This window comes from Agrobacterium sp. 33MFTa1.1, from assembly GCF_004328495.1.
Lineage (GTDB): Bacteria > Pseudomonadota > Alphaproteobacteria > Rhizobiales > Rhizobiaceae > Agrobacterium > Agrobacterium pusense.
In genome coordinates this window covers 144,211-170,870 of the sequence record NZ_CP036360.1, presented here as the reverse complement: position 1 = coordinate 170,870, position 26,660 = coordinate 144,211, and the positions used below count along the sequence as shown (strand labels likewise).

Genomic DNA, 26,660 nt, shown 5'->3' with positions numbered 1-26,660 from the left:
ATCTCCTTCTTAGAGAGTTGGCATTTTTTCAATTTAGGCCGCTAGTCGGTTACCACGTGAGAAAACCGACGTGCATGGTGGCAGCGGTCAGAGTGCAAGTTCCATCACACCGGCATCTCCAAGATCCGTCTGTGCGGGGTATGCACTGCAAATAAGGACCTCCTCATCGCCCACTGCAGCCTGAGGCGGCGTTTTATAGGCCACTTTTCCCTTCACCATCCGGGTAGCGCAGGTCCCGCAGGTTCCTCCTCGGCAGCTGTAATCCGGGGACAATCCTTCAGCCTCGGCAAGGTCCAACAACGTGCCACTTCCGGGACGCCACAGTGCCTGCTTTCCAGATTCCGTGAAGACGACGGGGACGTCATTTGTCGAGGGAAGAGCGCCTACAGCGGTCACTGAGCCGATATCTGGGCGACGCTTGACCGAAGCCGGGCCAAAGCTTTCGGCGAAGATCCGTTTGTCTGCTACGCTAAGGGACCGCAGCCCGTCGTAAGTGTCTTGCATGAAAGCGGGTGGACCGCAAAGATAAAAGTCGAAGTCCCCGAATGGCAGGACCTTTTTCAAAAGAGCGATGTTTATGCGGCCGATTTCATCGTAATCAACGTCTTTGACGGCTTCTTCTTGAGAGGACAGCACTCGCGTTAACGAAACAGCGCCATCACCCTGCGAGACCAGATCGGCGAGTTCATTTGAAAAGCCCTGTTCCGCCTTGCTTCGCGCGGAGTAGATCATCCACGTCTTGCGCATCTTCTGTTTCCGCCGACCTTCATAAACAATGTGTCGTAGCATCGCCAACATGGGAGTGATTCCCACTCCGGCTGCCAATAGAACGGCGGGACGCTCTTCTAGGGGATCAATTGTGAATCCGCCGGCAGGCGCGCGCACCTCAATGAGTGAACCGACATGCAATTCGTGCAAATGTTGGGAAACCCGCCCCTCTCTTTTTACGCTTATTCGGTAGCCAGCGTCTGACGGCGCAGCCGAGAGCGTGTAGGTTTTGATGACGGGATCCTCATCACCCCCAAGTAGGACACGGATTGGAAGATGTTGTCCTGCCTTATGGGGGATCAGTCCCGCTCCATCACTTGCCGAGAGGTAAATTGACCTGATGACTGAACTTTCATCGACAACCCGATCAACTTTGAACGGCCGCCATGTCTTAGCGAGTTCCGCGGCTTTCAATCGTTCACTTGCTTGGCTCCAGTCACCTGTCATCGTTGAGAACGGGCTCTCGCCTCCATCTCTCGTACTCCAGCGGATGGGCAGTGCTCCGCGGCGTCTTACAATACGCTCTGGGCGAAACGTCCAAAGCCTCTCTGCGCCCTGAAATGCGGCGATTTCAGGTGAGTTCAGAAGAACCTCCGCCCGTCCGCTCAACTGGAGGACGTCACCTGTATGGGCGTCGAGAAAGGTCAGGCCGGCGCGGCCATTCAGGGCGATATTTCCAAGAGTGTTGAAGAAAAAATTCCCGTTGAAGTCAGGGATCGTGAAGAGCCCGTCAGCGCCTACCCGGACGAAACCCGGCTTTCCTCCGCGATGAGACACGTCGACCTGGCGGTCTCCGCCAACGTCCGCATAAGAGGCAACGAAAAATGTATCGGCCAGGCCTATTAGAGCTCGAGCCTCATCGTCGAGACCATCTAGAGCCTCCACAACCGGTTCGAAAGCGGCTGCCGGATCACGCTCAAAGTGGTGGTCACGATACTGGATATACCTCGGGCAATTTCCGTAGCTATGGATCACTTGCAGATCAAAACCGGCTTTGTTGTGCCGACGGATATTTCCGTTGAGCCGGTTTCGCCTGCGCGTGTGAAGCTCGATGCCAAGAACGCCTATTGGCGCACCTTCGTGGGCACCCCCAAATGCGGGATCGGACTGATCAAATTGGGTACCAATGCTGAGCGTATGCTCATCGCTCGCCCTGAGAAATCCTGGATGCCCGGTCAAAAACGTTGCCCACGGATGGCCGTGACGGTCAACGGCACCAACAACCAGGAAGGGAAGTTGAGGATAAAACTTTTGATGCTGTTCTATCAGACGACTTCTGATGAAGCGGCGCCCTACGTCGTGCATCTTTTCCATGACCCCGACGGATGACTGGATTTCAATCTCGCCCTTGTGCCATGGCGCTTCCGCCAGTTCGTAAACAATCTTTGCATCAGCCGCCATGGCAGTCTCCCAAAGGTGCGTTACGCTGCAAGACCAACCGGCGTCTTCCCGAATTCGACGAAGCCCGGAAGAGACTCGACACGTTCGAGCCAGGCGCGAACATTGGGATAAGCGGAAAGGTCTACGTTGCCCTCAGGAGCACGTGCGGTGTAGCTATAGATCGCGACATCAGCAATTGTGGGACGGTCAGACACAAGCCACCGACGGGTAGCAAGTTCCTGATCCAAGACCGAGTAGAGCGCGTGAGCACGTGCAATGACTTCGTCTGCATTGTACTTCGCACCGAAGACGGTAATCAAGCGGGCGGCGGCGGGACCAAATGCAATCTGTCCTGCGGCAACGGAAAGCCAGCGTTGGATCTGAGCAGCGCCGGTCGGATCCTCAGGCAGCCAGTCCGACTTTCCAAGTTTCTTTGCTAGGTAAGTGAGGATGGCGTTAGAGTCCGAAATTACCGTGTCGCCGTCTACAAGGACTGGAACCTGACCGAAAGCGTTCATTTTGAGGAATTCTGGGCTTTTGTGCTCTCCCCTCGCCAGATCGACGTCGATCAACTCAAATGGCTGATCAACAAGGGAAAGAAAGAGGCGAGCTCGGTGTGCATGGCCGGACAAGGGATGAAAATACAACTTCATGACGATTTCTCCAGTTCGAGCAACTCCTTATGAGCCACTTCTGAGCCCCAATTTGCGCAGGTCGGCCCAATCAATGAAGACTGTTTTCACGGAAGTCAGTATTCCACATTTGACAAGCAATTGACGTGGTTATGCCTGTCCGGCACCTCGGCACCTCGGCAAATCGTTTGCATAAGGTATCAAGAACGCGCAGCCGTTGCATGGGTGGCGGCTGGCTCCTCTGGCCGGGGGCAATCGACAACGCATCAACCTGGCAATTAGCAATTTGCGAAGAAACGACGGCGTTTCGCCAGCTCAAGGCGATCCGTGAACTTTGTGAGACCCATGACGCCTTCGCGCTCGCACACCCATCAAAGCAACCGGATGCCGAAATCTGATTGATGATTGACCCAGAAATCTAGTCTCGGCCGCCGGCATGTCGGCCACTGACCAAGATCGCGTGGAGGGCTCGCCGTATGCCCACAGCAGCAGGAGCCGCCAAATGCCCTCGATTTGTGGAATGCTGCGTTTCTCGTTTTCGGTCTTCAAGTGGAGCCCCTGCAAGCTCATTTTCAATGCGACGAAAGGAAGGTCTTTCGCATTTGAAAAGGAGAACAAGAATGTCCCGCATCCCCACACCGGCTACAATCGACGATGCACCAGAAGAATCCCGGCCGATCCTCGAGACCATTAAGAAGCAGATTGGATCGGTGCCGAACATTTTTCGGCTGGTCTCGAATAGTCCTGCCGCGCTCAACGGACTAACGTCTCTACAAGGTGCACTGGCAAAAGGAAAACTCGCTCCAGCCACCCGCGAACGTATTGCGCTCGCGATGGCGGAAGCAAACGGCTGCGACTACTGCCTATCCGCTCATACGTTTACTGGCACCAAGTTCGCCAAGCTCGACGCCGACGAGATCTTTGCGAACCGCCGGGGCACATCGAATGATCCGAAGGCCGCTGCTGCTGTAGAATTCGCGCGTGTTCTAACGACCACCAGAGGCGCCATCGGCCCGCAGGAAATCGCCAAGGTCCGATCAGCCGGCTACGCTGACGCCGAGATCGTAGAAATCATCGCTCACGTCGCTCTCAACACCTTCACAAATTACGTCAACGAGGCGTTAGAGACTGAGATCGACTTCCCGCGCATCGATAAGGCTGCGGCTTAAAATATAGGGGGACGACCCAAATCGTTACCCTGCTGCTTAGTACCCATTTGAGGAGCTATCCAATGTCACGACCACCGCTTCCACCGTTCACCAGAGAAACTGCTATTGAGAAAGTACGCCTCGCAGAGGATGGCTGGAATAGCCGCGATGCTGCCAAGGTGGCCTTAGCCTATACCTTGGATACGCGCTGGCGAAATCGCGCCGAATTCGCCAAGAATCGGGCTGAAGCCGAAGCGTTCTTGACACGTAAGTGGAATAAAGAACTCGATTACCGTCTTATAAAAGAGCTTTGGGCGTTTACTGACAATCGGATTGCCGTCCGCTACGCCTACGAATACCACGACGACAGTGGCCAATGGTTCCGCGCTTATGGAAATGAAAATTGGGAATTCGCTGAAGATGGGCTCATGCGGGAAAGACATGCGAGCATCAACGAGCACCCCATCAGTGAAGCTGATCGGAAGTTTCGTTGGCCGCTGGGCCGTAGACCTGATGATCACCCCGGTTTGAGTGACTTTGGTTTCTGAAGCCGAAATAGCTCCGCACCTGCCTTGAACGCGCCGGTCCCTAAGGATCGACGCGTTTTGTGCGTTACCGTAGCTGGAAGACGAGAATCAGCGCTTGATATATTTCCAGGGCTGAAGGATTCCGTCGCTAGTTCTCACTCTCGTGTCTTACGCTCTTCATGAGGCAGAACTCTGCGGAATGCACCGGCGACCGTCCATCAACGGCATCGACTGTTCCGATATGAGGAATTAACAGTCTGGCAGGTGGAGTATATGTTGAATTCAGCCGACGACACAATCGCTGTGTGGGGCTAGTTCGTTTCCTTGTTGTGCGGCGAGAATTAGACAGTATCTGTTCGAATCCAATGCAACCGACGAGTGATTCTGACCGTTCTACGTCGCAGGTTGATAAACAACTGCTTACCAAGGGGGCAACCATTGTCACTCGCACTCAATGAGACTGAACCTGATGCACGCTACACGGGCCTCTTTACTTGGGATCTGAAAGCAGACGCTGTCTATGCCGATGAGATCATGGCAGTTCTCTTCGGCATGGATCCTGAAAAGGCAAAGAGGGGACAGCCGATCATCGAGTATCTTCACAAAATTGTTCCTGCGGAAAAATCCGGTCTCAAAGATGCGATCGACGACGCCATACTGTCTGGTGACCGTTACTCCCATAAGTACAAAGTCCTGACTTATGACGGAGATCATGTAGAAGTAACGACTATCGGGCAGTGTTTCCGAGATGCTTCAGGCACCCCGTCGGTCTACGCTGGCGTTATGTATCTAGGTTGGCATGATGATCTTTCGGCCGGGCCGGCCTTCTGGCATTGCCTGCGGGCATTGAGCCTCGCTCAAGCTAACAGGCGCCTCGATATAGTGAAGAATATAGAAAAGGCTTTGAAGCTGCTTCGTAAGAAGCTAACCGGGAACTTCGACCTGGCATCGCCTGGGTTGGTGTTTACCGGAAACCGGTGAAGTTCTTCGACACTACGCCCTCGTCTGCGCAGGCATAGAGCACGCTCAAGTCAAGATCACGCTTGCTGGCGATGCGTTTACCTTTACACTCGACCATTCGAGGTGACGGATGCGATAGGAGTGGCCGGTAAGAAGCGTCCCTGCGCCAGCAGCAAGATCGATCCAACGCAAATGGCGATAAGACCTGCATTTGTTATAACGAACAACACGACCGATAAGCTCTCGAAGATTACGTCCTTGCCTGCGCTCGCGATCCTGATCCCGGCCGTCGAAATCGATGTCAAACCAAACGTGAAAGCCCAATATGACGCCGAGAATGGTTGCCTGAGAATCCAAGGCAGGAGGCGCAATATGATCGCAAGTTGCAATATGGCGTAACCCAGAAGCGCGTGCACGAACACATCTGGTACGCTGCCGATGACGCTCAAGTAGGCGACGCTCCCCACTGCAGGCGGTGCAAGTTGGATGCCGAGGGTTGGTCGCAATGCTGCGGTCATTTCGGGCAGGGTATAGAAACGATGCAGAAGAACGGATTCGATAGCGAGCCAAGAAAAGAAACCTGCCCCAAACGCCAGTTGCCCTGCTTCACGTGAACCTAGCGCGCCCAAAACGATCGCAGTGACAAATGAGCCGGCGACCGTTGGCAAATACAAGACAGCAGTAGATGAGGAGGGGTCTCTGGCACCTTGCCATAGTCGACCGGTTCGCCACAGCGCGAAGAAAAAGGTGAACACGAAGCCAGCAACGAACAGCACCTCCGTCAAGAGCAGAGAATAAGGAAGCAGGGCCAGACCAGCGAGCATCGTTGCAACTCCCGCCAATCCCACGTAGCAACATTGAACGGCATGCTCCGCCTCGGCGAGCGCCGCCGCGGGTGCTAGAACCCATTTGAGCCCATAGAGCACGGTGATGATCAACCACACCGCCACGCCAGACAGACTGAGGAGTTCGCCCGGCAAGGAGGGCAACATCCATGCTTCCGACGCTGTCCGCCATGAACTCCCGAACCCGACCAAGCCTAGCACAATACCGAAGAATGACGCTGGCACCCTCGCCAGCCGGTCAGAAGCGGGATGGCGTCTATTGCTCTCAAACATATCGTAGTTCTCGAATTCCAGGCAGATGGGATCAGCTTCAAATCCCTTGCCTGACTTTGTGGGGACCGACGCTTCAACGAGGGACGATCAAATTCAGCGGCGCGGCCATCGACCGCACCGCTGTGCTTACTTTACTTTTTCCCAGACAACTTACGGTCCAGAAAGCTATGGATGAGCGGGGCCATCTCATCCAGCTTGTCCTCAAGAGCAAAGTGGCCCGTATCGAGGATGTGGATTTCAGCATCAGGCAGATCACGAAGATATGGATGTGCGCCCTCCTCCGGAAAGATCTTATCGTTTTTACCCCAAACGATCAGGGTCGGCGGCTTGCGATCGCGGAAAAACTGCTGGAACTTCGGATAAAGCGGCACATTCGTTCCATAGTCATGGAACAAATCGAGCTGAATGTCTTTATTGCCTGGACGGTCGAGGAGAGCCTGGTCGTGCACCCAGTTATCAGGACTGATCCGGGTCAAGTCTCGTACACCATCCGTATACTGGAATTTGGTGGTTTCCAGTGTGACCAATCCAGCAAGTGCCTCGCGGCTTTCGTTTGAGCCATCGGCCCAGTACTTTTTAATCGGGTCCCAGAATTCGCGCAGACCTTCCGCGTATGCATTCCCATTTTGTACGATAAGGCCGGTCACCCGTTCCGGATGCTTAAGTGCGAGCCGATATCCGACGGGTGCTCCGTAGTCCATGACATACATCGTATATTGCTTGGCGTCGATTTTACCAAGAAGCCCGTCAATGAGGTCCGCGTAATGTCCGAACGTGTAAGCGAACTTTGTATGATCTGGAGCGTCGCTTTGGCCGAAGCCCGGGTAATCGGGAGCGATTACACGATAGCGGTCCGCAAGTTGCGGGATTAGATTTCTAAACATGTGTGAAGATGTAGGGAAGCCGTGAAGGAGAAGCACAACCGGCCCGTCTTTTGGACCTGCCTCCCGGTAAAAGACATTTACTCCGTCCACTTCCACCGTCCGGTAGTGAACCGTGACAGGCGCGTGTTGCGTAGCTGTGACGGCCTTGGCCGGTTGAGATGACGCGGCATGAGAAAGCGAGGCAAAGCTCACGCTTGCCAACATCATGACTGCCAATATGCGCTTCATTTGAGTTCTCCTCAGGTTGAGTGGCAGCGATGTGCTGACCTGGTGAAGAACATAACGGTTCATGCCGCGGCGATAATCGGCAGAATGTGGAAGGATTTATTTCAAATTGTGAAACGGTCGCGCCGCTGAGAGACTCAGGTCGGGCGGTCGCAACAATAGCGCAGCAGCGGAACCACGTGCTTGACAGCCTTGCATTTGCATTCGGAACATTTACCTTGCAAAAGGGCTAAAGATCGCGAGCCGCAGCGCTTTCGACGTCACTCGGTGCTTAACGGATGCGGTCTCTCCAAGCCGCTGGAGACACACCAAACTTCGCCTTGAATATACGCGAAAAATGGCCTTGGTCCGCGAAGCTGCATTCCAAGGCTATCTGAGCGAGCGGGATTCCTTGACGCAACATGTCCTGAGCTTTGCGGACGCGATAATCAAGGAGCCATTGGTAAGGTGTTAATCCCGTAGAGCGCTTGAAAGCTCGAATAAAATACCCGACAGAAAGGCCGCAAAGGGATGCGATCTCGTCTATCACGACCTCCTTGTCTACGCAGCTGACGAAATACTGCGTCGCAAGATCCAGGTGTTTGGCAGACAATCCACCTTTGCGTTCAGTCAGAGGAATGCCTCCGTATCGACACGCCACATGGGCTTTCACTGCTTCGGCAAGATGGTCTATCAGAAACTTCCTGTGTGGTGAATTATTGGACACCAGCGGAACGAAGGTTTCCGCTAAGCCTTTGAGAACAGGATCGACAGGCCCGTCTTCTATTCGCAACAGTGCAAATGGAACCCGACCTTGTTCGAGCGCAAAATCCCTCAATCCAGCGCTCGAGATGTTGAACCTCACATTGTCAAAGGCAGACTCCGGTCTACACGACCAATTTTCTTCCACGTCCATTATCGCCATGCTTCCGGATGCGTGCCCACCATGGAAGACCAGCCGTCCTGAGCGCCAAACACTGTGCCTGACGTAATTAGTCCTTTGAACAACAACGCTAAACCCGTCGAAGTTCGTAACCGGTTTCGTTTCGTTGTCACTGGCGTCCTGGTTGCCCACCACGTGCACGACATCCATGCCATTAGCTTTAAGCGAATTTCGCTTCATTGATTAGAACACCCCAACCCGATCCCACACTGGCGTTCAACGATCATCCTGTGAAGAACCTCCGAATTGACTTGCAGGAGAACAAGGGGGGTGGACGATAGCGAAACCAACCTGTGGTGCTACATCCTCCAATTACCTCCCCCGGTCCCCTGATCAAACCCTAACAGCCGACCACATAACACAAAAGAAGCTGCTCTAAAAATCTCTTGGACACATTGCTCTCGTCGGACGTCTAACATCGGGGGGTGGACAAAATTCTCCAAAATCGGTTGTTTATCTTCAAGACCAAATCTCTCTTCTGGCTAAGGTAAGGTGCGAATTTCCTATTGGCGGCTAAATCGAGAAAAATATGGATCAGCAAGATAGCCCCGAGGAGATACGCGAGCTCATTGCTTCTTCCAGATCGCCGATCGGGCTGGTTATCGGAAACGTCTTTGGCTTAGTTGCTGCACCGACACGCCACACCGTCACGATAAAATCGTCCGCCATCACACTCACACATCTTGAGGTGGTTCACGCGATGCGCGAACTAACCACACCGCTGCCAAGTGAAAAAGCGCTTCTTCTTTCGTTGTGGCTGACACCGATGACCGGCCACGAGCAATGGAAATGGGGTCGTTTCGTCAATTCGGATGACTATCCTGCGGGGGCGATGAACCTGGTCCACCTCGAAGAAGAGACGCAAGGCCTCTTCACTAACCCATTTTCCTCTATACAGATTCATTTACCCGAGATGGCCCTTCGTGAGCTATCTAACGATGACCGCGTCCCGGAATTTTCATACCTTCTCGAAAAGAATTCACACGTCGACCCATTTGTGGAACTTCTTGGCCAAGCTCTTCTGTCGGCCCTTGCAAATAATGAAGGCGTCGAAAGTCTGTTGTTTGACCATCTGATTCTAGCGCTCCATAGTCACCTTGTAGAGCGCTACTCCGCTGCTCCACGGTCTGACGTGAAGTTCCGTCGCCTGAGTATGAGACAGGAGCGTCTCGCAAAGGATTTGCTGACAGCAGATCTGACTGTCGAGCCTTCTCTAGCTGATATAGCAGCAAGTCTGGACATGCCTGTCTCTGTCTTTGGCAACGCGTTTAAAACGACAACCGGAAACCCGCCCTTTAGGTGGCTACGAGCCTACAGGGTCGAAGCAGCCAAGCGTCTTTTAAAAGAAACGGCGCTTTCGCTCGCCGAGATAGCTTACTCCTGCGGATTTTCCGATCAAAGCCATTTCACCCGCGTCTTCACAAAGTCGACGGGTGTGACCCCTGGCCAATGGCGTAGAGGCTCTTGAGAAGGGCCTCGTTGATTGTAGCGGCCAGTCTCCTCCTGCCACCGAAGCACTGATTACCGACGCGTGGCCGAGCAGGAAATTGTTACGCAAAGCGGAATAAAGACTTACGCGCTTTGCCAATTATCGAATGCGCTCCGGGAGGTATGGTTTGGACATCGTTTGAACCAAGGAGGACCTCGCCGTGAACCCCGTAGCCAATTCACAACCCGTTAATCGCCGATCTCTCCTCACGGGCGCGCTCGCGACCTTCGCCGTTGCGCCTTTTCTGACATCCAATTCGCTGGCGAAATCCGGAACGATCGTGGATTCGCTCAGGGAAGCGGCAGCCCATGCCGACATCACCACATATACGACCCGTGGAAATATTGCCGTGCTGGAAGGCTCCGGCGGCAATATTGCCGTCTTGACCGGCAAACAACGTAAGGTTCTCGTAGACGCCGGTATCACCGCAACGCGTGCTCGGATCGAGCAGGCCCTTTCCAAGCTGGGCGACCAGCCCGTTACGCATCTCATCAACACGCATTGGCACTTCGATCATACAGATGGAAACGAGTGGCTGCACTCGGTAGGCGCCGCAATCATTGCCCATGAGAACACCCGCCGTCACCTGCTTGAGGCCCAGCGCGTTGATGATTGGAACTTCGATTTTCCGCCTTCTCCCTCCGGCGCAATCCCAGCGACCCTGATCACGAGTGACAAGGTCCTGGAGCTCGAAGGCACAAAGATTGCCATCACAGCCTATCAGCCCGCCCACACGGACAGCGACATCTCCGTTTATTTTGAGGAAGCAAATGTCATTCACGTCGGGGATATCTTCTGGAACGGCCTTTACCCATTCATCGATTATTCGACTGGCGGGAGCATAGACGGAACGATCGCAGCTTCAGCAAAGGTCATCGCTGCAGTGGATGCGGATACCGTCATCATTCCAGGCCACGGCAAGCCGCTTGGGTCGCTGGACGAGCTGAAGCATTATCACGAGATGCTAGCTACCATCCGGGACAACGTCGCAAGGCTGAAATCAGCCGGCCGCTCTGTCGAGGAGGCGGTCGCAGCCAACCCGACCGAGGCTTTTGACGAGCAATGGGGCAAGGCGATCATCAGCCCCGCCTTCTTCACACGCCTCGTCTACAAGGGCGTCTAAAACCGAGCACGCTTCGATTATTTTCTGATCTTCGAAGCAAGTGAACGCCACGCCATCAGCATGAGGACTAACATGAGTAAAGATCACCCATTTGACGTCTCGCGGCGAGACATCTTGCTCGGAGGCTCAGCACTGCTGCTGGCCTCTGGAATCCCAGCCTTCGCTGCAACAGGCAACGTACCAGTCACCCCAGAAGGAGAAACGGCAATGACAGAAGCATTCATCACCACCAAAGACGGGGTAAACCTCTTTTACAAAGATTGGGGTCCGAAAGACGCCCAACCGATCGTGTTCCATCATGGCTGGCCGCTGTCGTCCGACGACTGGGACAACCAGATGCTGTTCTTCCTCTCGAAGGGCTATCGGGTGATCGCTCATGATAGACGTGGGCACGGTCGTTCACAGCAGGTAAGCGATGGTCATGACATGGACCACTATGCCGCCGACGCCTCGGCAGTCTACGAGCATCTAGACATCAAGAATGCTGTCCACATCGGCCACTCGACGGGCGGCGGCGAGACAGCTCGCTATGTCGCCGACTTCGGTGAGCCGCAAGGCCGTGTGGCGAAGGCTATTCTCGTTAGTGCAATTCCACCGCTGATGCTGAGAACACCATCTAACCCCGATGGTACACCTATTGAAGCCTTTGATGGCCTACGAAAGGCATTGGCCGACAATCGGGCCCAGTTTTATCTCGATCTTCCGTCAGGGCCCTTCTTCGGCTTTAACCGACCAGGCGCCAAGATCTCGCAGGGCCTGATCCAGAATTGGTGGCGGCAGGGCATGATTGGGAGCGCCAAGGCCCACTATGAGGGAATCAAGGTATTCTCGGAAACCGACCAGACTGAGGACCTGAAGAAGATTTCAGTGCCGACGCTCGTCCTGCATGGCGACGACGACCAGATCGTCCCCGTCAAGGCGTCTGCAGAACTTGCCGTGAAGTTGCTCAAGAATAGTACCCTGAAGGTCTATCCCGGTTACCCACACGGTATGCTTGCTACCAACTCTGATGTCCTGAACGCGGACATGCTGGCATTCATCCAGAAATAAGTCTTGCCGGGAGGGGAGAGGTGGCCGCCAGCGCTTCTCTCTTTTCGAAAACTCCGGGGTTTGGCTCGTATTCAGCGAGAGCGCAACGAAACATCGAATTCATGACGATCTTTCGATATCCAGAGTCTGCCGAATCTCGTGGATCAAGTCCACGAGCCGGCGGAGCTTCGCCGGGGTATTTCGTCGGCCGGGATAGTAGAGACATAAGCCCGGATAAGGCGGGGTCCAGTCACCAAGCACCTGCTCTAGCTTGCCGGCAGCAAGATCATCTTTGACCTGCCACTCACTTAGGTAGGCGAGCCCTGCCCCTTCACGCGCGGCCTGAAGCATAAGGTCGCTGTCGTCGAGCACGAGCTTCCCGGGAACGTCAAGCGCGAAACTTTCCCCTCGCCGCTCGAACTCCCAGCGATAGATGGTTCCGCTTGCCATTCGGGCACGGATGCACAGGTGATTTTGGAGATCCGCCGGGACCTGAGGCTTTTCATGACGGCGGAAGTAATCAGACGACCCAACGATAGCGGGTCGGATACTATCACCGATCGGGACGACCACCATGTCGGGAGGAACGGCCTCTCGGATCCTGATCCCAGCGTCGAAGCCTTTGGCATTGACGTCGACCAGGGCGCCCTCCGTAACGATCTCCACCGCCATCTGCGGGTTCAGGCGCATGTACTCCAGGATCAGCGGCGTCAGGATCATCCGCGTTGCGCCCACCGACGTGTTGATCCGCAGAGTGCCGGTCGCTTCCGCCCGGTGTTCATTGACGTGCTCGACCGCGCTCCGGATCGCCTCAAGCGCCGGACCGACGCTGGCGACAAATTGCTCGCCCGCCGCCGAAAGAACAACACTTCGGGTCGAACGGTTGAATAGCCTCACACCCATGCGCGTCTCTAAGGTCGCGATCTGCTGGCTGAGCGACGAAGACGAGATCCCGAGTTCACGCGCTGCTGCCCTGAAACCACCCCGAGAGGAAACGGCAAGGACAGCCTCCAGTTCCGCGAGTGAGCCGCGCATCATTGTCCGTAATCTCCTATCAGCCTGAGCGTTTTTGGCCATCTTATCAGGACAGTTTGCAGATGCCAAATATGTCTCTACTGCGAATAGGAGTTTAAGATGCGCAACATCGACACGATTTACATCGACGGACGGTTCGTCACGCCAAATGGAACGGAGACCATCGATCTCCACAATCCCTCGACGGAGGAAAAAATTGGCACGGTTCGCCTCGGCGACGCCGAAGACGCTCAAGAAGCTGTGGCCGCGGCAAAGCGTGCATTTCGCGCCTTTTCGCGTACGGCGAAAGCTGAGCGCATCGACATGCTTAAGAAGTTGAACGCGGCTGTTCTTGCGCGCGTGCCAGACTTAACCGAAGCTATGGCACTTGAGTATGGGGCGCCGCAAGTCTTCACACGGTTTTCTGTCCCGCATGCCGCATCAAGCTTTGCCACTATGGCAACCGTTCTAGAAGACTATCAGTTCGAGCGGAAGATCGGCCGCGCTCGTGTCGTTATGCAACCCTCCGGCGTCGCCGCTGCCATCACGCCCTGGAACAGCAATATCGGTTTTATTACCTCGAAGCTGGCAACCGCAATCGCCGCCGGCACGACCATCGTCATCAAGCCGAGCGAGATGAGCGCTATCCAGACGCATATCCTCCTCGAGTGCCTTCACGAAGCGGGACTGCCGGAAGGTGTCTTCAATATCGTCAACGGGCTCGGGAACGTCGTCGGCGCCGAACTCAGCCGGCATCCTGAAATTTCCAAGATAACCTTCACCGGCTCGACCGCGGTTGGCAGGGAAATTCTGCGAAGTGCTGCCGATAGCTTCAAGCGTGTCACGCTTGAGCTTGGCGGCAAGGGACCGAACATCATTCTCGACGACGCCGATCTTGAGGTGGTCATCCCTGCCGTTTTGAGGATGGGCTTTGTCAACAGTGGCCAGGCCTGCGTTGCAGGCACCCGCATTCTGGTTCCAAGCCATCGCCTCGACGACGTTGTATCAAAGCTGAAGCAGGAGATAAACGCATTCAAGGTCGGCGCGCCAGATGATCCGGATGCGATGATCGGCCCGATGGTCAGCCAGAAACAGTATGACCGCGTCCAGTCCTACATTGAACTGGGATTGCAAGAGGGCGCCAGCCTGCTGGTGGGGGGGCCGGGTCGGCCTGAAGGGCTGCCTCGCGGATGGTTTACGAAGCCGACGATTTTCACCGGCGTCAACAACCAGATGCGCATCGCGCGAGAGGAAATATTCGGACCAGTCCTGTCCTTGATTTCGTACCGCGACGATGACGAAGCCGTTTCGATCGCCAACGACACTCCTTATGGACTTCAAGCCTACCTGCATGGCACCGACGTGGCACGCATGCAGGCGTTTGCGGATAGGCTCGACAGCGGACGCGTCGTCATCAACGGGGCACCCCACGAACCGCTTGCTCCTTTCGGAGGCTTCAAGCAGTCGGGCATCGGCCGCGAGTATGGAGTGTTCGGCCTTGAGGCATTTCTGGAGCCGAAGGCCATCATTTCATGATCTTAGCCACGACGCGCGGAGCTTGGCCTCGCGCGTCAACCCGTTCAAAGTCGCACTAGTACCTTTCCGACAGCTTTGCCGCTCTCCTGCAATTCGTGTGCTTCGGTCACGGCGTCAAGAGGATATGTTTTCGCGATTTGCGGAGTGTATGCCGCAGAGGCAGCGCAGGCCGAAACCTCTTCGGCCGCCTGCCGCATAGCGGCTTCCGGCATCGTATAAACGTAGACGAAACGAAACGAGAATCCGCCGAGCAATGCGGGAAAGAATGGGATGGCTAACTTAGCTTGCGGCGACTCCGTCGAGTAGGCCGAGACGACCCCGTCGCGGGCGAGGCAGGAGATCGCCGCGTCGATGTTTGCAGAGAGATCGACATCGACAATACGATCGACACCATGGTCGCCGGTTGCCGACCGTACTCGCTCTGGGACATCCTCTTCGTGCCTGTTGATGACGAGATTTGCCCCAGCCCGCCACGCGACCTCCGCTTGGTCTTCTCGGCTCACCGTCGCAGCCACCCACGCACCCGCCCATTTTGCAAGCAGGATTGCCGCATTACCAACGGCCCCTGCTCCACCTTGGACAAGTACCCGTTTGCCGCGCAGGTCGCCGTCGGCAAAAAGGCATCGATGCGCGGTCATTGCTGGAACGCCGAGCGAGGCCCCGATCTCAAACGACACGTTGTTGGAAAGCTTTACGGCTTGAACGGTCGGCACGACGACAAATTCCGCCGCAGTACCGAACGCCCTACCCCACTGCGCCATGTAGATCCAGACGCGCTCGCCGAGGCGCGACGGAGGCACGCCGGTACCGACGGCGTCGATGATCCCCGCCCCGTCCTGGTGCGGCACGATCCTGGGAAATGGCATGGCCTTGCCGCCAAATCCGGTTCTCGTCTTGATATCGGACGGATTGATACCGGAGACGACAATCCTCACGCGAACCTCTCCCGCGCCAGGCTGCGGATCAGGAAGTCCGCCCACGGTTAGCACATCTTTAGCCGATCCCTGCCGGTCGTAAAAAGCAGCTCGCATAACTCACCTTCGAGTAACTACCCTCAACTAGGTCCAAGACAAGCGCACTTGCAAGTAGGCAACAGTTTTGCCTATAGGTATAGAAAGTACACTATTGGAGCGCATAATGACTGCTGGCCAGAAGTGCCCCGTCGAAACGACCGTTGATGTTACCGGCGGAAAATGGAAGCCGATGATCATTTATCGGCTTCTCGCCGGTCCACGACGCTTTGGTGAGCTACGACGCTTGGTCGGCGACCCGAGCCAGCGCTCGCTCACGATGCAGCTCCGCGAGCTAGAAGCCGACGGGATTGTGGCTCGCGAAGTGTTTGCCGAAGTCCCACCACGTGTTGAATACTCGCTCACTCCCTTCGGGAAGACGCTTACGCCAGTGTTAATGGCGATGCGCGACTGGGGCGCGGCGTTTCAGAAGCGTCATCATTCGACATAGACTTACGCTCTCCCGCGTGGCGCTTCCCCAGAGACCGTCGCGAAACGCTCTACAAAAAAGTCGATCAGTACTCTCACTTTTCGCGACACGTGTGATCCTGGCGGCCGCACGATATAAATTCCGACCTCAGGCAAGCTATATTGCTCCATGATCGGAGTAAGCGTGCCAGCCTCGAGATAGCTTTGCGCGATCACGACAGGTAGTGCCGCAATGCCCAGCCCAGCTGCGGTTCCTTCCGCGATACCCGCGGCGCTGTCAGCCTTAAACCTTCCTTGACCGCTGATGATCACGGTCCGGCTGCCGTCTGAGACCTTCCAGCTTTCCGTCCCCTGGAGGATGGCTTGATGCTCAAGCAGATCTGACGGTTTTTGCGGAACGCCGTGGACGCGCAGATATTCCGGATTTGCGAACAGACCGACCGGAAATACTCCAATCTTGCGCGCAGTCAAACTCGAGTCCTGCAGATAGCCGACGCGTATTCCACAATCAAAGCCGTCAGCGACAAGGTCGACGTATCTGTCGCTGTAATGTGCGTGCAGCTGCAGCAGCGGATGCCGCCGGGCGAGTTCCGCGAGCGCAGGCGCGAAGTGTCCAGGACCGAAGGACGATGGAACAGCCACGCGAAGGCGTCCCCGTAGCTCTCCCGTCGGCAGCATTTCTTCGCGGGCGACATCCATCTCCAGGCACATGCGGGCCGCATGTTCCCGGAAAGAGGCGCCTGCTTCAGTCAAAGACGCACCTCTTGTCGTGCGCGCGAGAAGCTGGACGCCGAGCTCACTCTCGAGGCGCACAAGCCGCCGGCTGACGATCGACTTTGGCAGGCCGAGGCGCTTAGCGGCAACTGTGATGCCACCACCGTCCGCCACCTCCACGAATGTCTGCATGTCCTCGAAGCTGATCATTTCTAGCGTTCCATTTTTCGTTCCACAGAGTGGCCAATCATAGAGCTACCGCGCCGAAGTCTGCAACGCTAAATTCAACTCATCGGACGGATCGAAACCCAACTTACTAACCGCCGCCGACAAGGAAAAGGAACACGACAATGCATAAGGCCGTATTTACCCCCGAAAACTCCGCGATGCTGCTCATCGACCATCAGATCGGCACGATGGCATGGACCCACTCGCACGACATCAATCTGGTTAAGCAGAACGCGCTGAAGCTTGCCCGCATCGCCAAAGCCGCTAACATTCCGACGATCCTGACGTCCAGCATGGAAGACCAGGTTCAGGGACCGCTTCTGCCGGAACTCGAAGCCATTTTGCCTGAAGCCTTCGAAGCACGCGTTAAGCGTCCTGGCATCGTGAACGCCATGCATCACGACGGATTCAACCAGGCGGTCAAGGCGACCGGCCGAAAGAAGCTGTTCGTCGCAGGCGTGACGACCGAGATCTGTGTCACCTTCCCGGTCCTGCAGATGCTCGACGAAGGTTATGAGGTGCAGGTTTCGGCAGACGCCTCAGCCTCCTACACCAAGTACGGTGACGACATCGCCCTGCGCCGCATGGAAAAGGCTGGCGCAATTATCACCACCGTCGACCAGATCATCTCCGAGCTTGCCGTCGACTGGACCAGCCCGCTCGGTCAGAAGCTGGTCGGCATCCTCAACTACCACTGAGCGCGCATTGGTCGTCTTGGCGCGGGCAAAAGAGCCCGCGTCCTAATGAAAGGAGCATTTCCATGACCACGACCATGACCAAAGTGCCTGCGGGGCAAACACGCGGCGACTTCGCCCATGGCTTCGGCGTCGAGATCCTGTACCCCGGACTGACGCTGACCTCGGACGATAGCGGGATCGGCCCGATCGGGAGAATTGACCGCGCGCAGGTGCAGCCCGGTCATCTGATCGGCATGCACCCGCACAAGGACGACGAGATCCTCACCTATATCCGGGGCGGCGAGATGCTTCATCGCGACACGGTGGGAAACGAGAAGAAGCTCGGCACCACGCAGTTCATGATGATGAATGCCGGCCATACGTTCCAACATGAGGAACTGATGCTCGGCGACCGCCCGATCAAGGCGCTGCAGATATTTCTGCGACCAAGCGTTTCCGATCTTGAGCCGAAGGTTCAATTTCATGAGTTTGCGGAGGAAGAGAGCATCGACAGCTGGCGGCTGATTGCCGGACCACGGACCGCGCCACTGATCGTGCGATCGGACGTCCGGGTTTTTGACGCGCGGCTGAGCGGCCATGTTCAGCTACCTCTCCCGGTTTCTGATAGAGGCCGGGACATGCTGCTTTACGTCTACAGCGGAGAGATCGCCTTTGAGGATGAGGTTTTCACGGAAGGTGAAAGCGTGTTCCTGACAAACAGCGACGGCCGGATGCGTGCGTTGTCAAAGGCTGATGTCGTCCTCTTTGCGTTCGATCCCAAGGCTGAGTTCTATCGCGGTGGCATGTTTAGTGGAAATCAGCGGCGGCCATCCCAAGCGCGCGCTTCCTGACCAAATCAAAGCTTTCACACCCGTACTTCAAGTCATCGTTCCACTTCTCGAAAGACTCCATGTCGCATTGTCGGGCTACCTCGCCTGCATGCTTGCAAATAGCTTGGAGCCATTGAATCCGCGCAAACTATCAGCGTCGCAAAGGTTAGAAAAAATGTCTCGCAGCACAACGACAGGCCCGGTTCTTGTCCCCGAGAAGGCTGAAACGCAGACGCCGGCAAGCAGTACGGCGCGTGACTACACGAAGATTCTGGTACCACTCGCTGTCGTGGCTGCAGTAACGGCGATGGTGGCTTTGAGTTCACAACAATGGGACGTCTGGACCGCGGGCGCTGCGACGCAGACAACGGACAACGCCTATGTTCGCGCAGAAATGAGTAGGTTGAGCGCGCGGGTAAGCGGCAATGTCAGCGCAGTGAACGTGTCTGACTTCGCTTCCGTCAAGGCCGGTGATGTGATCTTTCAGATCGATCCTTCCGATTATGAGGCAAAGCGCGATCAAGCCAAAGCGGCCCTGGAGGCAGCATTTGCGCAGTTGAACAACCTTGCAAATCAGGAAGAGCTCCAGCGTGCTGCTATCACGCAAGCGAGCGCCCAATTAGCGGTGACACAAGCAAATGCCGACCTTGCTCAGACAGAGGCCAATCGACAGATCGCGCTCTCCCAAAGTGGCGCTGGTGTTCAGCAGAAAAAAGAACAGGCACTGGCGCAGGTACAGGTTTCATCAGCTTCCGTATCCGCAGCAACAGCTGCCATCGCGTCGGCGCAGGCCCAGCTCTCATTCATCGAGGGTCAAAAAGGGCAACTTACTGGGAATATAGATTCAGCCAAGGCGGTTCTGCAATCTGCTGAACTTTTGCTGTCCTACACGAAGATCACGGCGCCCTTTGACGGCGTTGTCGGCGAGCGGCAGGTTCATGTCGGCGATTACGTAACCCCAGGGTCGAACACAATATCCATCGTACCGCTACCATCGGTCTATCTGATCGCCAATTTCAAGGAAACACAGCTCGGGTTGATGAAGGAGGGTCAGGTCGCCACGGTGAGTGTCGATACGCTGCCTGGCGAAATCTTTGTGGCAAAGGTCAGCCGCCTTTCACCCGCGTCTGGCTCTCAGTTCGCGCTTCTGCCGGCAGACAATGCCACGGGCAATTTCACCAAGGTTGTCCAGCGCATTCCGGTCCGCATCGATTTCGAGCCATCGCCGGCACTTGCCAAACTGAGATCGGGCATGTCTGCGGTCGTCTCGGTAGCGGTCAAGCCTGAGTAGAGGTGGGCAACTATGGCCAACATCGTAACAATGCCGGCTCATCCGAATTCCGTCGCCATGCATCGTCCATTGCTGGCAGTGTTCGCGGTGCTGCTTGGGCCATTCATGGTTGGCTTTCATAGCCGCATGTTCGGGATAGGTCTCGTCGATCTGAAAGGCGCATTCGGCCTCAGTTACGACGAAGGCGCATGGCTGAGCACATTGGCCACAGCGCCTCAGATTATCCTGGCGCCTGCGGTCGCTTGGTTTGCCGCTGCCTATGGAATACGCCGCGTCATTGTCGGACCTGCAGTTATCTACGCTCTCGTATCAGCAATTATACCGTTCGCCCGGGACTATCACGTCCTCATTGGACTTCACATAGTTCACGGCGCGTTGCTTGGCCTGTTTATCCCTGCAACCCTGATGATCATCTTTCAGACCCTGCCATCGAAGTGGTGGATGTCGGCGATCGGTCTTTATGCCTTCCGTGCAGCGTTCACGACGAATGCGGGTACCGGTCTTCTTGATCTTTATGTTCAGCATCTGGGGTGGCAACTACTGTACTGGCAGGATGTCGTGCTTGCCCCTTTGATGGCACTGCTCATCCTTAAGGGAACAGCGCGCCGGGAGCCCAACCGCGAACTCATTCGCAACGCCGACTGGGGAGGCATGATCCTCTTTGGCAGTGGATTGGCCATGCTTTTCGTCGCGGTTGACCAGGGTAACCGGTTGGACTGGTTTGAGAATGGAGTCGTCGTATCAACGCTTCTCGGCGGCTTCGCCTTGATGATAGCATTTTTCCTGAACGAAGTGCTGGTCGCGCATCCATGGGCGAGCATAAGCGCGATCAGCGCGCAAAACGTCATCTTGCTGCTGGTGGTATCGCTCTTCTACCTGATGAGCGCCAGTTCCAATACCGCGTTGGTTCCGAACTTCCTCATTAATGTCATGCAGCTTCGGCCTGAGCAGGTGGGCTCCACGCTCGTGATTTGGGCCTGTGTGCCTTTGATCGTCATGACCCCGGTGGCTGTCTGGGCAATGCATCGCATAGACGGCCGTCTGGTCCTGTTTGCTGGCCTGTGCTGCTTTGCGGGTGCAGCTTTGATCGGCACGGGTCTCACTTCCGACTGGAGTGGCGAAAACTTCAGGACCATGCTGGTGCTACAGGGGGCAGGTCATATTCTCACGTTCCTGCCTGTCATCGCTGTCGCCATCGCCCATGGCGATCCCAAACGTGCAGTTGCAGTGGCTGCCTATATCCAGGTCATCCGCGTGCTGGGAACACAGACTGCGCAGGCCTTGATGACGACGTTCATTCGCAAGGGCGAGCAGTTCCATTCCTATGCCGTCGGCCTGAACTTGCAACGCGGATCGGAAATCTCGGCGGATGCGATCTCGGCGATCGGACGGGCAGTGGCGAGCTCGGGGCAAAGCCTCGCCACGAGCCGGGCCACCGCATTGGTTGCTCAGCAAGTTCAGAAGCAAGCGAACACTCTCGCCTATATCGATGCGTTCTGGCTGACATTCTACTGTGCGATGGCGGGGCTCATCCTGCTCGCTTTCGTCGCGAAAGCACCGAGAGGTCCCTTAGCGGCATGACCAGAGAGCCTAATCCATGGCCTGCGGCGACGAGTGCCGCTCAGAATGCCGATCCTTCAAAATGGGTAGAAAGTCGGCGCTCAGGCGGGGCGCTCGTCGCAGTCGGCAACTGCACTGAGATCAATAAAATCAAAATGAGAACGTCGGCTCAGCTTCAGGCGCTCGCAAAGGCAGACAAAAGGAGAATTGCAATGAAACCGATTAAAATCGATCCCTCTGTAAAACACGGCGACTGGAAACACGGATTTGGTGTCGAGATCTTCTATCCTGGGACGGCGCTTGACGGAGGCGACAGCGGTATTGGAGCGATCGGCCGCATTGATCGCGCGCTGATCCAGCCGGGTCACGTCATAGCCATGCATCCCCACAAGGATGACGAGATATTCACCTACAAGCGAGGTGGGCGGATGTTGCATCTGGACACGGTTGGCAATCGTGAGGAGGTAAACGCTCAGCGCCTCATGATGATGAACGCGGGTCATACCTTTCAGCATGAAGAGCGTGTCATTGGTGACGAGCCGACCAAGGCCCTGCAGATTTTCTTGCGTCCTCGCAAAGGCGATCTTGAGCCCAAGGTACAGTTCGAAGGTCTCGACAGCGCGTACAGTGAGGACGAGTGGCGACTGCTCGTAGCACCGAGTGGTGCCATATTCGAAGTTCGCGCTCAAGCTTGGGTACGAGATGCTCGTCTTCATGCCGGACGGCGCTTGCAGATCCCCACCCTGCCTACGCCGTCTTCAGTGAACCTGCTCTTCGTCTTCGAGGGCGAGATACGTCTAGGCGAAATCACGATCAGCGCCGGCGAATTTTACTATCTGGGTACGGAGTCACAAGCCATCGAGGCGTTGACCGATTCAGACATCGTCCTCTTCACCACCGATCCCAAGGCACCCGTGTTCAAAGGGGGAATGTTCAGTGGAAACGTCAGGTAACCGTCGTTCAGGGAAAATCTCAAGCCGTACGTTGAGCGATAGCTCGCGCGCTAGGGCCGGGGGCAGCCGTCAAACACCAGACAAAACGTGAGGCCGACTTCAGTGGCCCCTTCCTGACAAATCCAAGAGGTAGAGAGAGATGATCAAACTCAAGGCTCCATCATTGATCGCCAAGATACTCGATTGGCGCGGCACGTGGCTCGCTGCCCGTCTTGCGATCGTCTTGGTTTTCCTCGTTTCGGCATTCGGACACTTGTTTGATTTCGGTGCGGCGGTTGCGGAACAGGTTAGCTATGGCTTGCCCGCGCCGGAATTTATGGCTGCCCTCACCGTGGCCGTTGAGATTGCAGGATCACTTCTCATTCTTACTGGCCAGTTGGTTTGGCTTGGAGCCGGAATACTGGGTGTCTTTACGGCGCTTGGTGCGGTGTTCGCTCACCCGTTCTGGGCGATACAAGGGGCTGCCCACTTTGATGCTCTCGCCTCCTTCCTGGAGCACGTTGGACTGGTTGGCGGTCTAATGCTCGTCGCTCTCGTCGCTCGCCGTCTCGAATATGAGGAGCAAAGGAATGTCTGATCAGTCCTTGATGCGCTTGCAGCGCCTGGAAGATCAACTGGCCATTCAGCAACTCGCTGCACGCTTCTCCGATGCAGTCAATGAGCGAGACGTTGACGCGTTTATTTCGACCTGGGCGGAAGATGGAGCCGTTTGGGAGATTGGTCAGCCCCTTCCTTTGCGCGGTGAAGGACGGGACGGCATACGAAAGATGCTGAATCAGTTGTTCACAATAGAGCACTACTTCATGCAGATGACCCATTCCGGCGTGCTCAGTCTCAACGGCGACCACGCAACCGCGCGCTTTGTGATACGCGAGCACGGTCGCGGAGCAAACACATTCTACGATAACCTCGCCGTTTATAACGACGACGTCATCCGGCAGGCCGACGGCTGGCGGTTCCTGCGCCGGACCTACACCTACAGATTTCTGGCTCAAGAGCCGTTTGGGGGCACCGCTTATCCAGTGGCGGCGCCCTGACAACCCTATCGCATCCACGCGGCAGATCGCAGCCGCGACACGCGGCCACATCGGATACATCAACACGAGGAAGGAATGACAATGTCTGACATCGAACATTTTGAATACGTTTTCCTGGGTGGCGGAAAAGGCGGGAAGACACTTGCGATAGAGCTCGCAACGGCAGGCAAGAGTGTCGCGCTCATCGAAAAAGGAATGATTGGCGGGTCTTGCATCAATGTCGCCTGCATTCCTAGCAAGACTTTGATCCAAAGTGCCCGCACTGCCCACGCGGCAAAGTCCGCCGCACCGGCTTCATTCAAACCGGATATGCGCGCCGCATATGATCGTATTCGCACAGTTGTATCCGAAATGGTCGATATCAACATGAAGAGTTTTATCGCCTCGGGTTTCGACCTCATTCTTGGGACAGGCCGCTTCACAGCTCCGAGAACAATCACAGTCGAACTGAATGACGGCGGGACGCGGACTGTGGAGGGCACGCATGTCTTTATCAATACAGGTACCCGAGCGTCCATTCCGGGTATTCCAGGGCTTCGCGCCAGTGAACCCTTGACCCATGTAGAGGCTCTCGAGACGACAGAAACGCCCGAAGAATTGATCGTGATCGGTGGCGGCTACATTGGCCTCGAAATGGCTCAGGCGTTTCACCGGCTTGGTAGCAAAGTGACCGTTCTTCAGGAGACGCCCCACGTTGCCAACCGCGAAGACGTAGATGTCTCCGAAGCAATCGAAACAGCGTTTCGAGAGGATGGCATCACCATCAGGACGGGCGTAAAGGCGGTTGAAGTTCAAGGGCGGTCGGGGTAGTTACGTCTCGGTCTCACTTAGCGACGAAACAAACGTCACCGGAACCCACATTCTCGTCGCGGCGGGGAGAACACCTCTCACCTCGGATCTGGGACTGGATCTGGCTGGCGTAAATGTAGGCGAACGCGGCATCATCGAGGTCGATGAGCGGTTAGCGACTTCAGCTGCGAATACCTGGGCGATCGGCGAAGTGGCCGGGACACCGATGTTTACCCATGCGTCTTACGACGACTACAGGGTGTTAAAATCTCAGCTATCAGGCGGAGGCCGCACCACGCGTGATCGCCTCATTCCCTATGCCATGTTCATTGAACCGGAATTAGGACGCATCGGCCTGAATGAAAAAAACGCACGCGAGCGCGGCATAGCAGTCCGCGTGGCGAAGCTTCCCATGACCGCAGTGCCACGCGCTCGCACCAATGGCGCTATGCGAGGCTTCATGAAGGTTCTGGTCGACGCTCATTCCGACCAGATTCTCGGGTTTACCATGCTGGGTACGAACGCAGGAGAAGTTGTCACCGCAGTGCAAATGGCCATGATTGCAAGGCTTCCTTACACTGCGGTTCGCGATTCGATCATTGCGCACCCACTGATTTCGGAAGGATTGAACCTGCTTCTTCTGAAAGTGCCAGGGAAGGCGGCGTAGTGGATGATACTGGCTCCTACTTGACGCTGCACCTCGCCTCTTTCCATAACGAGCGGAAAAGCCGAGATCATCACGAGTGCATGCTACTTCCCTCCTGTCGCCAACATCAGGCCGGAGCGCAAAAGGGTGGGTTATAAAGAGGTCTATCCACAACGACTTAGGGTCTCAGCTTTGTCAGGACCCCGAAAGGGCCCGCCCTTGCCCAACCATGGCGACAACCTCACCGTCGATAATGACGAATTCATCAGGTAGTTTAACGGGTACGTTGTCAGCCCATCCAGCCACCGTCGGAAAGCGAGTTCGCCATGAATAGCAATCCGGCGCGCAGTTGCTCGCGGTTGACGATGCCCCCAAGACACACTCTGACATGCTCGTCAGGTGCGCCAAGAACAGTAAATGCGTCTGACGGCATCAACCCGACATGACGACCGGCCATCCGTCCCATAAGTTCCGCTCTGCTGAAACCCTTGGGCAGCTTTAGCCATATGCTGAAAGCTTCCGGTTCGCCTCTGACATCTAAGTCTGGAAGCGCTTCGATCGCGATCTTATGTCGGGCTGAGCTTTCCGTCCGGACGAAGTGTCGGACGGCATCCGCAGTCCCATCCTCAATCCATCGCGTCGCGAGCGCCATGCAGATCGGTGAAGGCATCACTGCGCTCGCGCGCATTGCCTGGGAAAGTGAATATGCAGCCCTGGTATTGGGGGAAACCGTATAGGCTAAACGCAATCCTGCGCCGAGACATTTTGCCAATCCCCCTATGTGCCAAGTAAGGTCAGGCGCGAGCGTTGCGAATGGGACAGGCGCGGCTGCAGGGATGAAACCATATGCGTCATCTTCGATCAGGGGCAGTCTGTGCCGAAGGATCACCTCAGCAATTTCCATCCGCCGGCCCCGGGGTATTGTCAATGTCGTGGGGTTGTGAACCGTAGGATTGAGATACAACGCTTTCGGTTGATGCAAGTGGATGGCGGCGTCAAGCGCGTCCGGCAGAATGCCGGAAGCGTCCATCGGAATTCCCACGAGTTGCAATCCCATGCGAGCCGCGATCGCCCGCAAGCCAGGGTAGGTGACCGCCTCGCAAAGCACCACATCTCCGGGTCTCGTCATTGTCGACAGAATCGCCGTCATGGTTGCATGGGCTCCTGGAGTGATCGCGATCCGCTCGAGGCTCGGCACCATTCCCCTTTTTGAGAGCCATGAAGATGCTGCCGCTTTATCCTGTTCACCGCCGGTTGTAGACTGGTAGCGGAGAAGAGAGATCAGGTTGGCTGAGACAGTCTGCAGCCCATCCTGCATCCGCGCCACAAGGTCCGGATCTTGAGGTTCGGGAGGCATGTTCATTGACAAATCCTCATCGCCGGCCCGGCGTGGATCGATCTGATGTTCCTCCTTCGGTCGACCAAGGGCAAAGGTACCTCTTCCAACGTGGCTCTCAACGAGGCGACGTGAATGCGCTTCGGCATAGGCGCGACTGACTGTCGTGAAGTCAATGCCTAGACGCTCGGCGAGCCTGCGCTGCGGCGGCAGTCGATCCCCGGCAGCGATATCGCCCCGTTTGATTGCCAGCTCGATTGCGTCCGCAATCTGAAGGTATCGAGGCTTGCTGTCCGGGCGAAGCTCCGGGAGCCAGTTTAACATATTAATATGCCCTGTTGATCATTGTTTCGAATTGTATGGATATAAGTCTGGCTGTTCAAGCAGCAAATTGACAAAGTTTGT

Annotated in this window: 25 protein-coding genes and 1 pseudogene; 17 read left to right on the top strand and 9 right to left on the bottom strand. The window is 56.0% G+C overall.

The features are described 5' to 3' along the window. Positions 1–87 precede the first annotated feature (87 nt). Entirely contained in the window at positions 88–2,169 is a 2,082-nt protein-coding gene (locus EYD00_RS24140) for a 2Fe-2S iron-sulfur cluster-binding protein (protein WP_051674296.1), read from the bottom strand. A gap of 20 nt (positions 2,170–2,189) precedes the next feature. Further along, entirely contained in the window at positions 2,190–2,801 is a 612-nt protein-coding gene (locus EYD00_RS24135) for a glutathione S-transferase family protein (protein ID WP_034499434.1), read from the bottom strand. 200 nt (positions 2,802–3,001) lie between these two features. Between EYD00_RS24135 and EYD00_RS26025 the strand changes: the two genes are divergently transcribed. From EYD00_RS26025 to EYD00_RS24120, 4 genes are all read left to right on the top strand, one after another. Further along, positions 3,002–3,178 (top strand): hypothetical protein, encoded by a 177-nt coding sequence (locus EYD00_RS26025; RefSeq protein ID WP_193604436.1) that lies wholly within the window; start codon positions 3,002–3,004, stop codon positions 3,176–3,178. A 222-nt stretch (positions 3,179–3,400) separates the two neighbouring features. After that, positions 3,401–3,949, top strand: a complete 549-nt coding sequence (locus EYD00_RS24130) for a carboxymuconolactone decarboxylase family protein (RefSeq protein WP_034499432.1) — start codon at positions 3,401–3,403, stop codon at positions 3,947–3,949. Between the two features lie 62 nt (positions 3,950–4,011). After that, entirely contained in the window at positions 4,012–4,476 is a 465-nt protein-coding gene (locus EYD00_RS24125) for a nuclear transport factor 2 family protein (RefSeq protein ID WP_034499430.1), read from the top strand. A gap of 417 nt (positions 4,477–4,893) precedes the next feature. Beyond that, entirely contained in the window at positions 4,894–5,436 is a 543-nt protein-coding gene (locus EYD00_RS24120) for a PAS domain-containing protein (RefSeq protein WP_051674294.1), read from the top strand. Positions 5,437–5,519: 83 nt separating this feature from the next. Here the strand turns inward: EYD00_RS24120 and tehA are convergent, their stop codons facing one another. The 3 genes from tehA to EYD00_RS24105 all read right to left on the bottom strand — a co-directional run bounded on the left by tehA (position 5,520) and on the right by EYD00_RS24105 (position 8,744). Beyond that, positions 5,520–6,533, bottom strand: a complete 1,014-nt coding sequence (tehA, locus tag EYD00_RS24115) for a dicarboxylate transporter/tellurite-resistance protein TehA (RefSeq protein WP_051674292.1) — start codon at positions 6,531–6,533, stop codon at positions 5,520–5,522. Positions 6,534–6,664: 131 nt separating this feature from the next. Continuing rightward, positions 6,665–7,645 (bottom strand): alpha/beta fold hydrolase, encoded by a 981-nt coding sequence (locus tag EYD00_RS24110; protein ID WP_034499428.1) that lies wholly within the window; start codon positions 7,643–7,645, stop codon positions 6,665–6,667. A 268-nt stretch (positions 7,646–7,913) separates the two neighbouring features. Then, positions 7,914–8,744 carry a helix-turn-helix domain-containing protein gene (locus EYD00_RS24105; protein WP_081859570.1) on the bottom strand — a complete coding sequence of 277 codons (831 nt, stop codon included), beginning with the start codon at positions 8,742–8,744 and terminating at the stop codon, positions 7,914–7,916. A gap of 349 nt (positions 8,745–9,093) precedes the next feature. Between EYD00_RS24105 and EYD00_RS24100 the strand changes: the two genes are divergently transcribed. The 3 genes from EYD00_RS24100 (at position 9,094) to EYD00_RS24090 (ending at position 12,226) form a co-directional block, all read left to right on the top strand. Beyond that, the gene (locus tag EYD00_RS24100; protein ID WP_051674289.1) at positions 9,094–10,032 is read left to right on the top strand and encodes a helix-turn-helix domain-containing protein; all 939 of its coding nucleotides are present in this window, start codon (positions 9,094–9,096) and stop codon (positions 10,030–10,032) included. A 181-nt stretch (positions 10,033–10,213) separates the two neighbouring features. Further along, positions 10,214–11,176, top strand: a complete 963-nt coding sequence (locus EYD00_RS24095) for an MBL fold metallo-hydrolase (protein WP_034499426.1) — start codon at positions 10,214–10,216, stop codon at positions 11,174–11,176. A gap of 72 nt (positions 11,177–11,248) precedes the next feature. Further along, complete coding sequence (locus EYD00_RS24090; protein WP_034499424.1) at positions 11,249–12,226, top strand: alpha/beta fold hydrolase; 978 nt, start codon at positions 11,249–11,251, stop codon at positions 12,224–12,226. A gap of 99 nt (positions 12,227–12,325) precedes the next feature. Here the strand turns inward: EYD00_RS24090 and EYD00_RS24085 are convergent, their stop codons facing one another. Next, entirely contained in the window at positions 12,326–13,243 is a 918-nt protein-coding gene (locus EYD00_RS24085) for a LysR family transcriptional regulator (RefSeq protein ID WP_034499421.1), read from the bottom strand. Between the two features lie 96 nt (positions 13,244–13,339). Here EYD00_RS24085 and EYD00_RS24080 point away from each other — a divergent pair, with 96 nt between their 5' ends. After that, positions 13,340–14,755, top strand: coding sequence for an aldehyde dehydrogenase family protein (locus EYD00_RS24080; RefSeq protein WP_034499419.1), 1,416 nt, complete (start codon positions 13,340–13,342; stop codon positions 14,753–14,755). 44 nt (positions 14,756–14,799) lie between these two features. Here EYD00_RS24080 and EYD00_RS24075 read toward each other — a convergent pair whose 3' ends face one another. Beyond that, the gene (locus tag EYD00_RS24075) at positions 14,800–15,786 is read right to left on the bottom strand and encodes an NADPH:quinone reductase (RefSeq protein ID WP_034499417.1); all 987 of its coding nucleotides are present in this window, start codon (positions 15,784–15,786) and stop codon (positions 14,800–14,802) included. 106 nt (positions 15,787–15,892) lie between these two features. Here EYD00_RS24075 and EYD00_RS24070 point away from each other — a divergent pair, with 106 nt between their 5' ends. Further along, positions 15,893–16,216: a winged helix-turn-helix transcriptional regulator gene (locus EYD00_RS24070; RefSeq protein ID WP_034499415.1), complete on the top strand. Its 324-nt coding sequence runs from the start codon at positions 15,893–15,895 to the stop codon at positions 16,214–16,216. A 2-nt stretch (positions 16,217–16,218) separates the two neighbouring features. Here EYD00_RS24070 and EYD00_RS24065 read toward each other — a convergent pair whose 3' ends face one another. Continuing rightward, positions 16,219–17,118, bottom strand: a complete 900-nt coding sequence (locus tag EYD00_RS24065) for a LysR family transcriptional regulator (protein WP_034499413.1) — start codon at positions 17,116–17,118, stop codon at positions 16,219–16,221. A 140-nt stretch (positions 17,119–17,258) separates the two neighbouring features. Here EYD00_RS24065 and EYD00_RS24060 point away from each other — a divergent pair, with 140 nt between their 5' ends. From EYD00_RS24060 to EYD00_RS24025, 8 genes and pseudogenes are all read left to right on the top strand, one after another. Beyond that, a complete protein-coding gene (locus EYD00_RS24060; protein ID WP_034499411.1) occupies positions 17,259–17,834 on the top strand; it encodes an isochorismatase family protein in 576 nt (191 codons plus the stop codon). A gap of 62 nt (positions 17,835–17,896) precedes the next feature. Then, positions 17,897–18,664 carry a pirin family protein gene (locus EYD00_RS24055; protein ID WP_034499409.1) on the top strand — a complete coding sequence of 256 codons (768 nt, stop codon included), beginning with the start codon at positions 17,897–17,899 and terminating at the stop codon, positions 18,662–18,664. Beyond that, complete coding sequence (locus EYD00_RS24050; RefSeq protein WP_286084913.1) at positions 18,624–19,934, top strand: HlyD family secretion protein; 1,311 nt, start codon at positions 18,624–18,626, stop codon at positions 19,932–19,934. The genes EYD00_RS24055 and EYD00_RS24050 overlap by 41 nt, the downstream gene beginning before the upstream one ends. 12 nt (positions 19,935–19,946) lie before the next feature. After that, a complete protein-coding gene (locus EYD00_RS24045) occupies positions 19,947–21,515 on the top strand; it encodes an MFS transporter (protein WP_034499407.1) in 1,569 nt (522 codons plus the stop codon). A 191-nt stretch (positions 21,516–21,706) separates the two neighbouring features. Next, on the top strand, positions 21,707–22,447 hold the full coding sequence (locus EYD00_RS24040) for a pirin family protein (protein WP_051674282.1): 741 nt from the start codon (positions 21,707–21,709) through the stop codon (positions 22,445–22,447). A 139-nt stretch (positions 22,448–22,586) separates the two neighbouring features. Then, complete coding sequence (locus tag EYD00_RS24035; protein WP_051674280.1) at positions 22,587–23,024, top strand: DoxX family protein; 438 nt, start codon at positions 22,587–22,589, stop codon at positions 23,022–23,024. Next, entirely contained in the window at positions 23,017–23,484 is a 468-nt protein-coding gene (locus EYD00_RS24030) for a nuclear transport factor 2 family protein (RefSeq protein ID WP_034499405.1), read from the top strand. Before EYD00_RS24035 ends, EYD00_RS24030 begins: the two co-directional genes overlap by 8 nt. A gap of 81 nt (positions 23,485–23,565) precedes the next feature. After that, positions 23,566–24,940, top strand: a pseudogene (locus EYD00_RS24025) (FAD-dependent oxidoreductase). A gap of 268 nt (positions 24,941–25,208) precedes the next feature. Here EYD00_RS24025 and EYD00_RS24020 read toward each other — a convergent pair. Next, complete coding sequence (locus EYD00_RS24020) at positions 25,209–26,579, bottom strand: aminotransferase-like domain-containing protein (RefSeq protein WP_034499403.1); 1,371 nt, start codon at positions 26,577–26,579, stop codon at positions 25,209–25,211. Positions 26,580–26,660: the final 81 nt, after the last annotated feature.

Bases quoted from the DNA above. Each gene is read 5' to 3' on its own strand.
- EYD00_RS24130 (WP_034499432.1), top strand. From the start codon at position 3,401: ATGTCCCGCATCCCCACACCGGCTACAATCGACGATGCACCAGAAGAA.
- EYD00_RS24045 (WP_034499407.1), top strand. From the start codon at position 19,947: ATGGCCAACATCGTAACAATGCCGGCTCATCCGAATTCCGTCGCCATG.
- EYD00_RS24055 (WP_034499409.1), top strand. From the start codon at position 17,897: ATGACCACGACCATGACCAAAGTGCCTGCGGGGCAAACACGCGGCGAC.
- EYD00_RS24080 (WP_034499419.1), top strand. From the start codon at position 13,340: ATGCGCAACATCGACACGATTTACATCGACGGACGGTTCGTCACGCCA.
- EYD00_RS24030 (WP_034499405.1), top strand. From the start codon at position 23,017: ATGTCTGATCAGTCCTTGATGCGCTTGCAGCGCCTGGAAGATCAACTG.
- EYD00_RS24125 (WP_034499430.1), top strand. From the start codon at position 4,012: ATGTCACGACCACCGCTTCCACCGTTCACCAGAGAAACTGCTATTGAG.
- EYD00_RS24020 (WP_034499403.1), bottom strand. From the start codon at position 26,579: ATGTTAAACTGGCTCCCGGAGCTTCGCCCGGACAGCAAGCCTCGATAC.
- EYD00_RS26025 (WP_193604436.1), top strand. From the start codon at position 3,002: ATGGGTGGCGGCTGGCTCCTCTGGCCGGGGGCAATCGACAACGCATCA.
- tehA (WP_051674292.1), bottom strand. From the start codon at position 6,533: ATGTTTGAGAGCAATAGACGCCATCCCGCTTCTGACCGGCTGGCGAGG.
- EYD00_RS24105 (WP_081859570.1), bottom strand. From the start codon at position 8,744: ATGAAGCGAAATTCGCTTAAAGCTAATGGCATGGATGTCGTGCACGTG.
- EYD00_RS24035 (WP_051674280.1), top strand. From the start codon at position 22,587: ATGATCAAACTCAAGGCTCCATCATTGATCGCCAAGATACTCGATTGG.
- EYD00_RS24140 (WP_051674296.1), bottom strand. From the start codon at position 2,169: ATGGCGGCTGATGCAAAGATTGTTTACGAACTGGCGGAAGCGCCATGG.
- EYD00_RS24075 (WP_034499417.1), bottom strand. From the start codon at position 15,786: ATGCGAGCTGCTTTTTACGACCGGCAGGGATCGGCTAAAGATGTGCTA.
- EYD00_RS24110 (WP_034499428.1), bottom strand. From the start codon at position 7,645: ATGAAGCGCATATTGGCAGTCATGATGTTGGCAAGCGTGAGCTTTGCC.
- EYD00_RS24100 (WP_051674289.1), top strand. From the start codon at position 9,094: ATGGATCAGCAAGATAGCCCCGAGGAGATACGCGAGCTCATTGCTTCT.
- EYD00_RS24090 (WP_034499424.1), top strand. From the start codon at position 11,249: ATGAGTAAAGATCACCCATTTGACGTCTCGCGGCGAGACATCTTGCTC.
- EYD00_RS24060 (WP_034499411.1), top strand. From the start codon at position 17,259: ATGCATAAGGCCGTATTTACCCCCGAAAACTCCGCGATGCTGCTCATC.
- EYD00_RS24040 (WP_051674282.1), top strand. From the start codon at position 21,707: ATGAAACCGATTAAAATCGATCCCTCTGTAAAACACGGCGACTGGAAA.
- EYD00_RS24085 (WP_034499421.1), bottom strand. From the start codon at position 13,243: ATGATGCGCGGCTCACTCGCGGAACTGGAGGCTGTCCTTGCCGTTTCC.
- EYD00_RS24070 (WP_034499415.1), top strand. From the start codon at position 15,893: ATGACTGCTGGCCAGAAGTGCCCCGTCGAAACGACCGTTGATGTTACC.
- EYD00_RS24135 (WP_034499434.1), bottom strand. From the start codon at position 2,801: ATGAAGTTGTATTTTCATCCCTTGTCCGGCCATGCACACCGAGCTCGC.
- EYD00_RS24065 (WP_034499413.1), bottom strand. From the start codon at position 17,118: ATGATCAGCTTCGAGGACATGCAGACATTCGTGGAGGTGGCGGACGGT.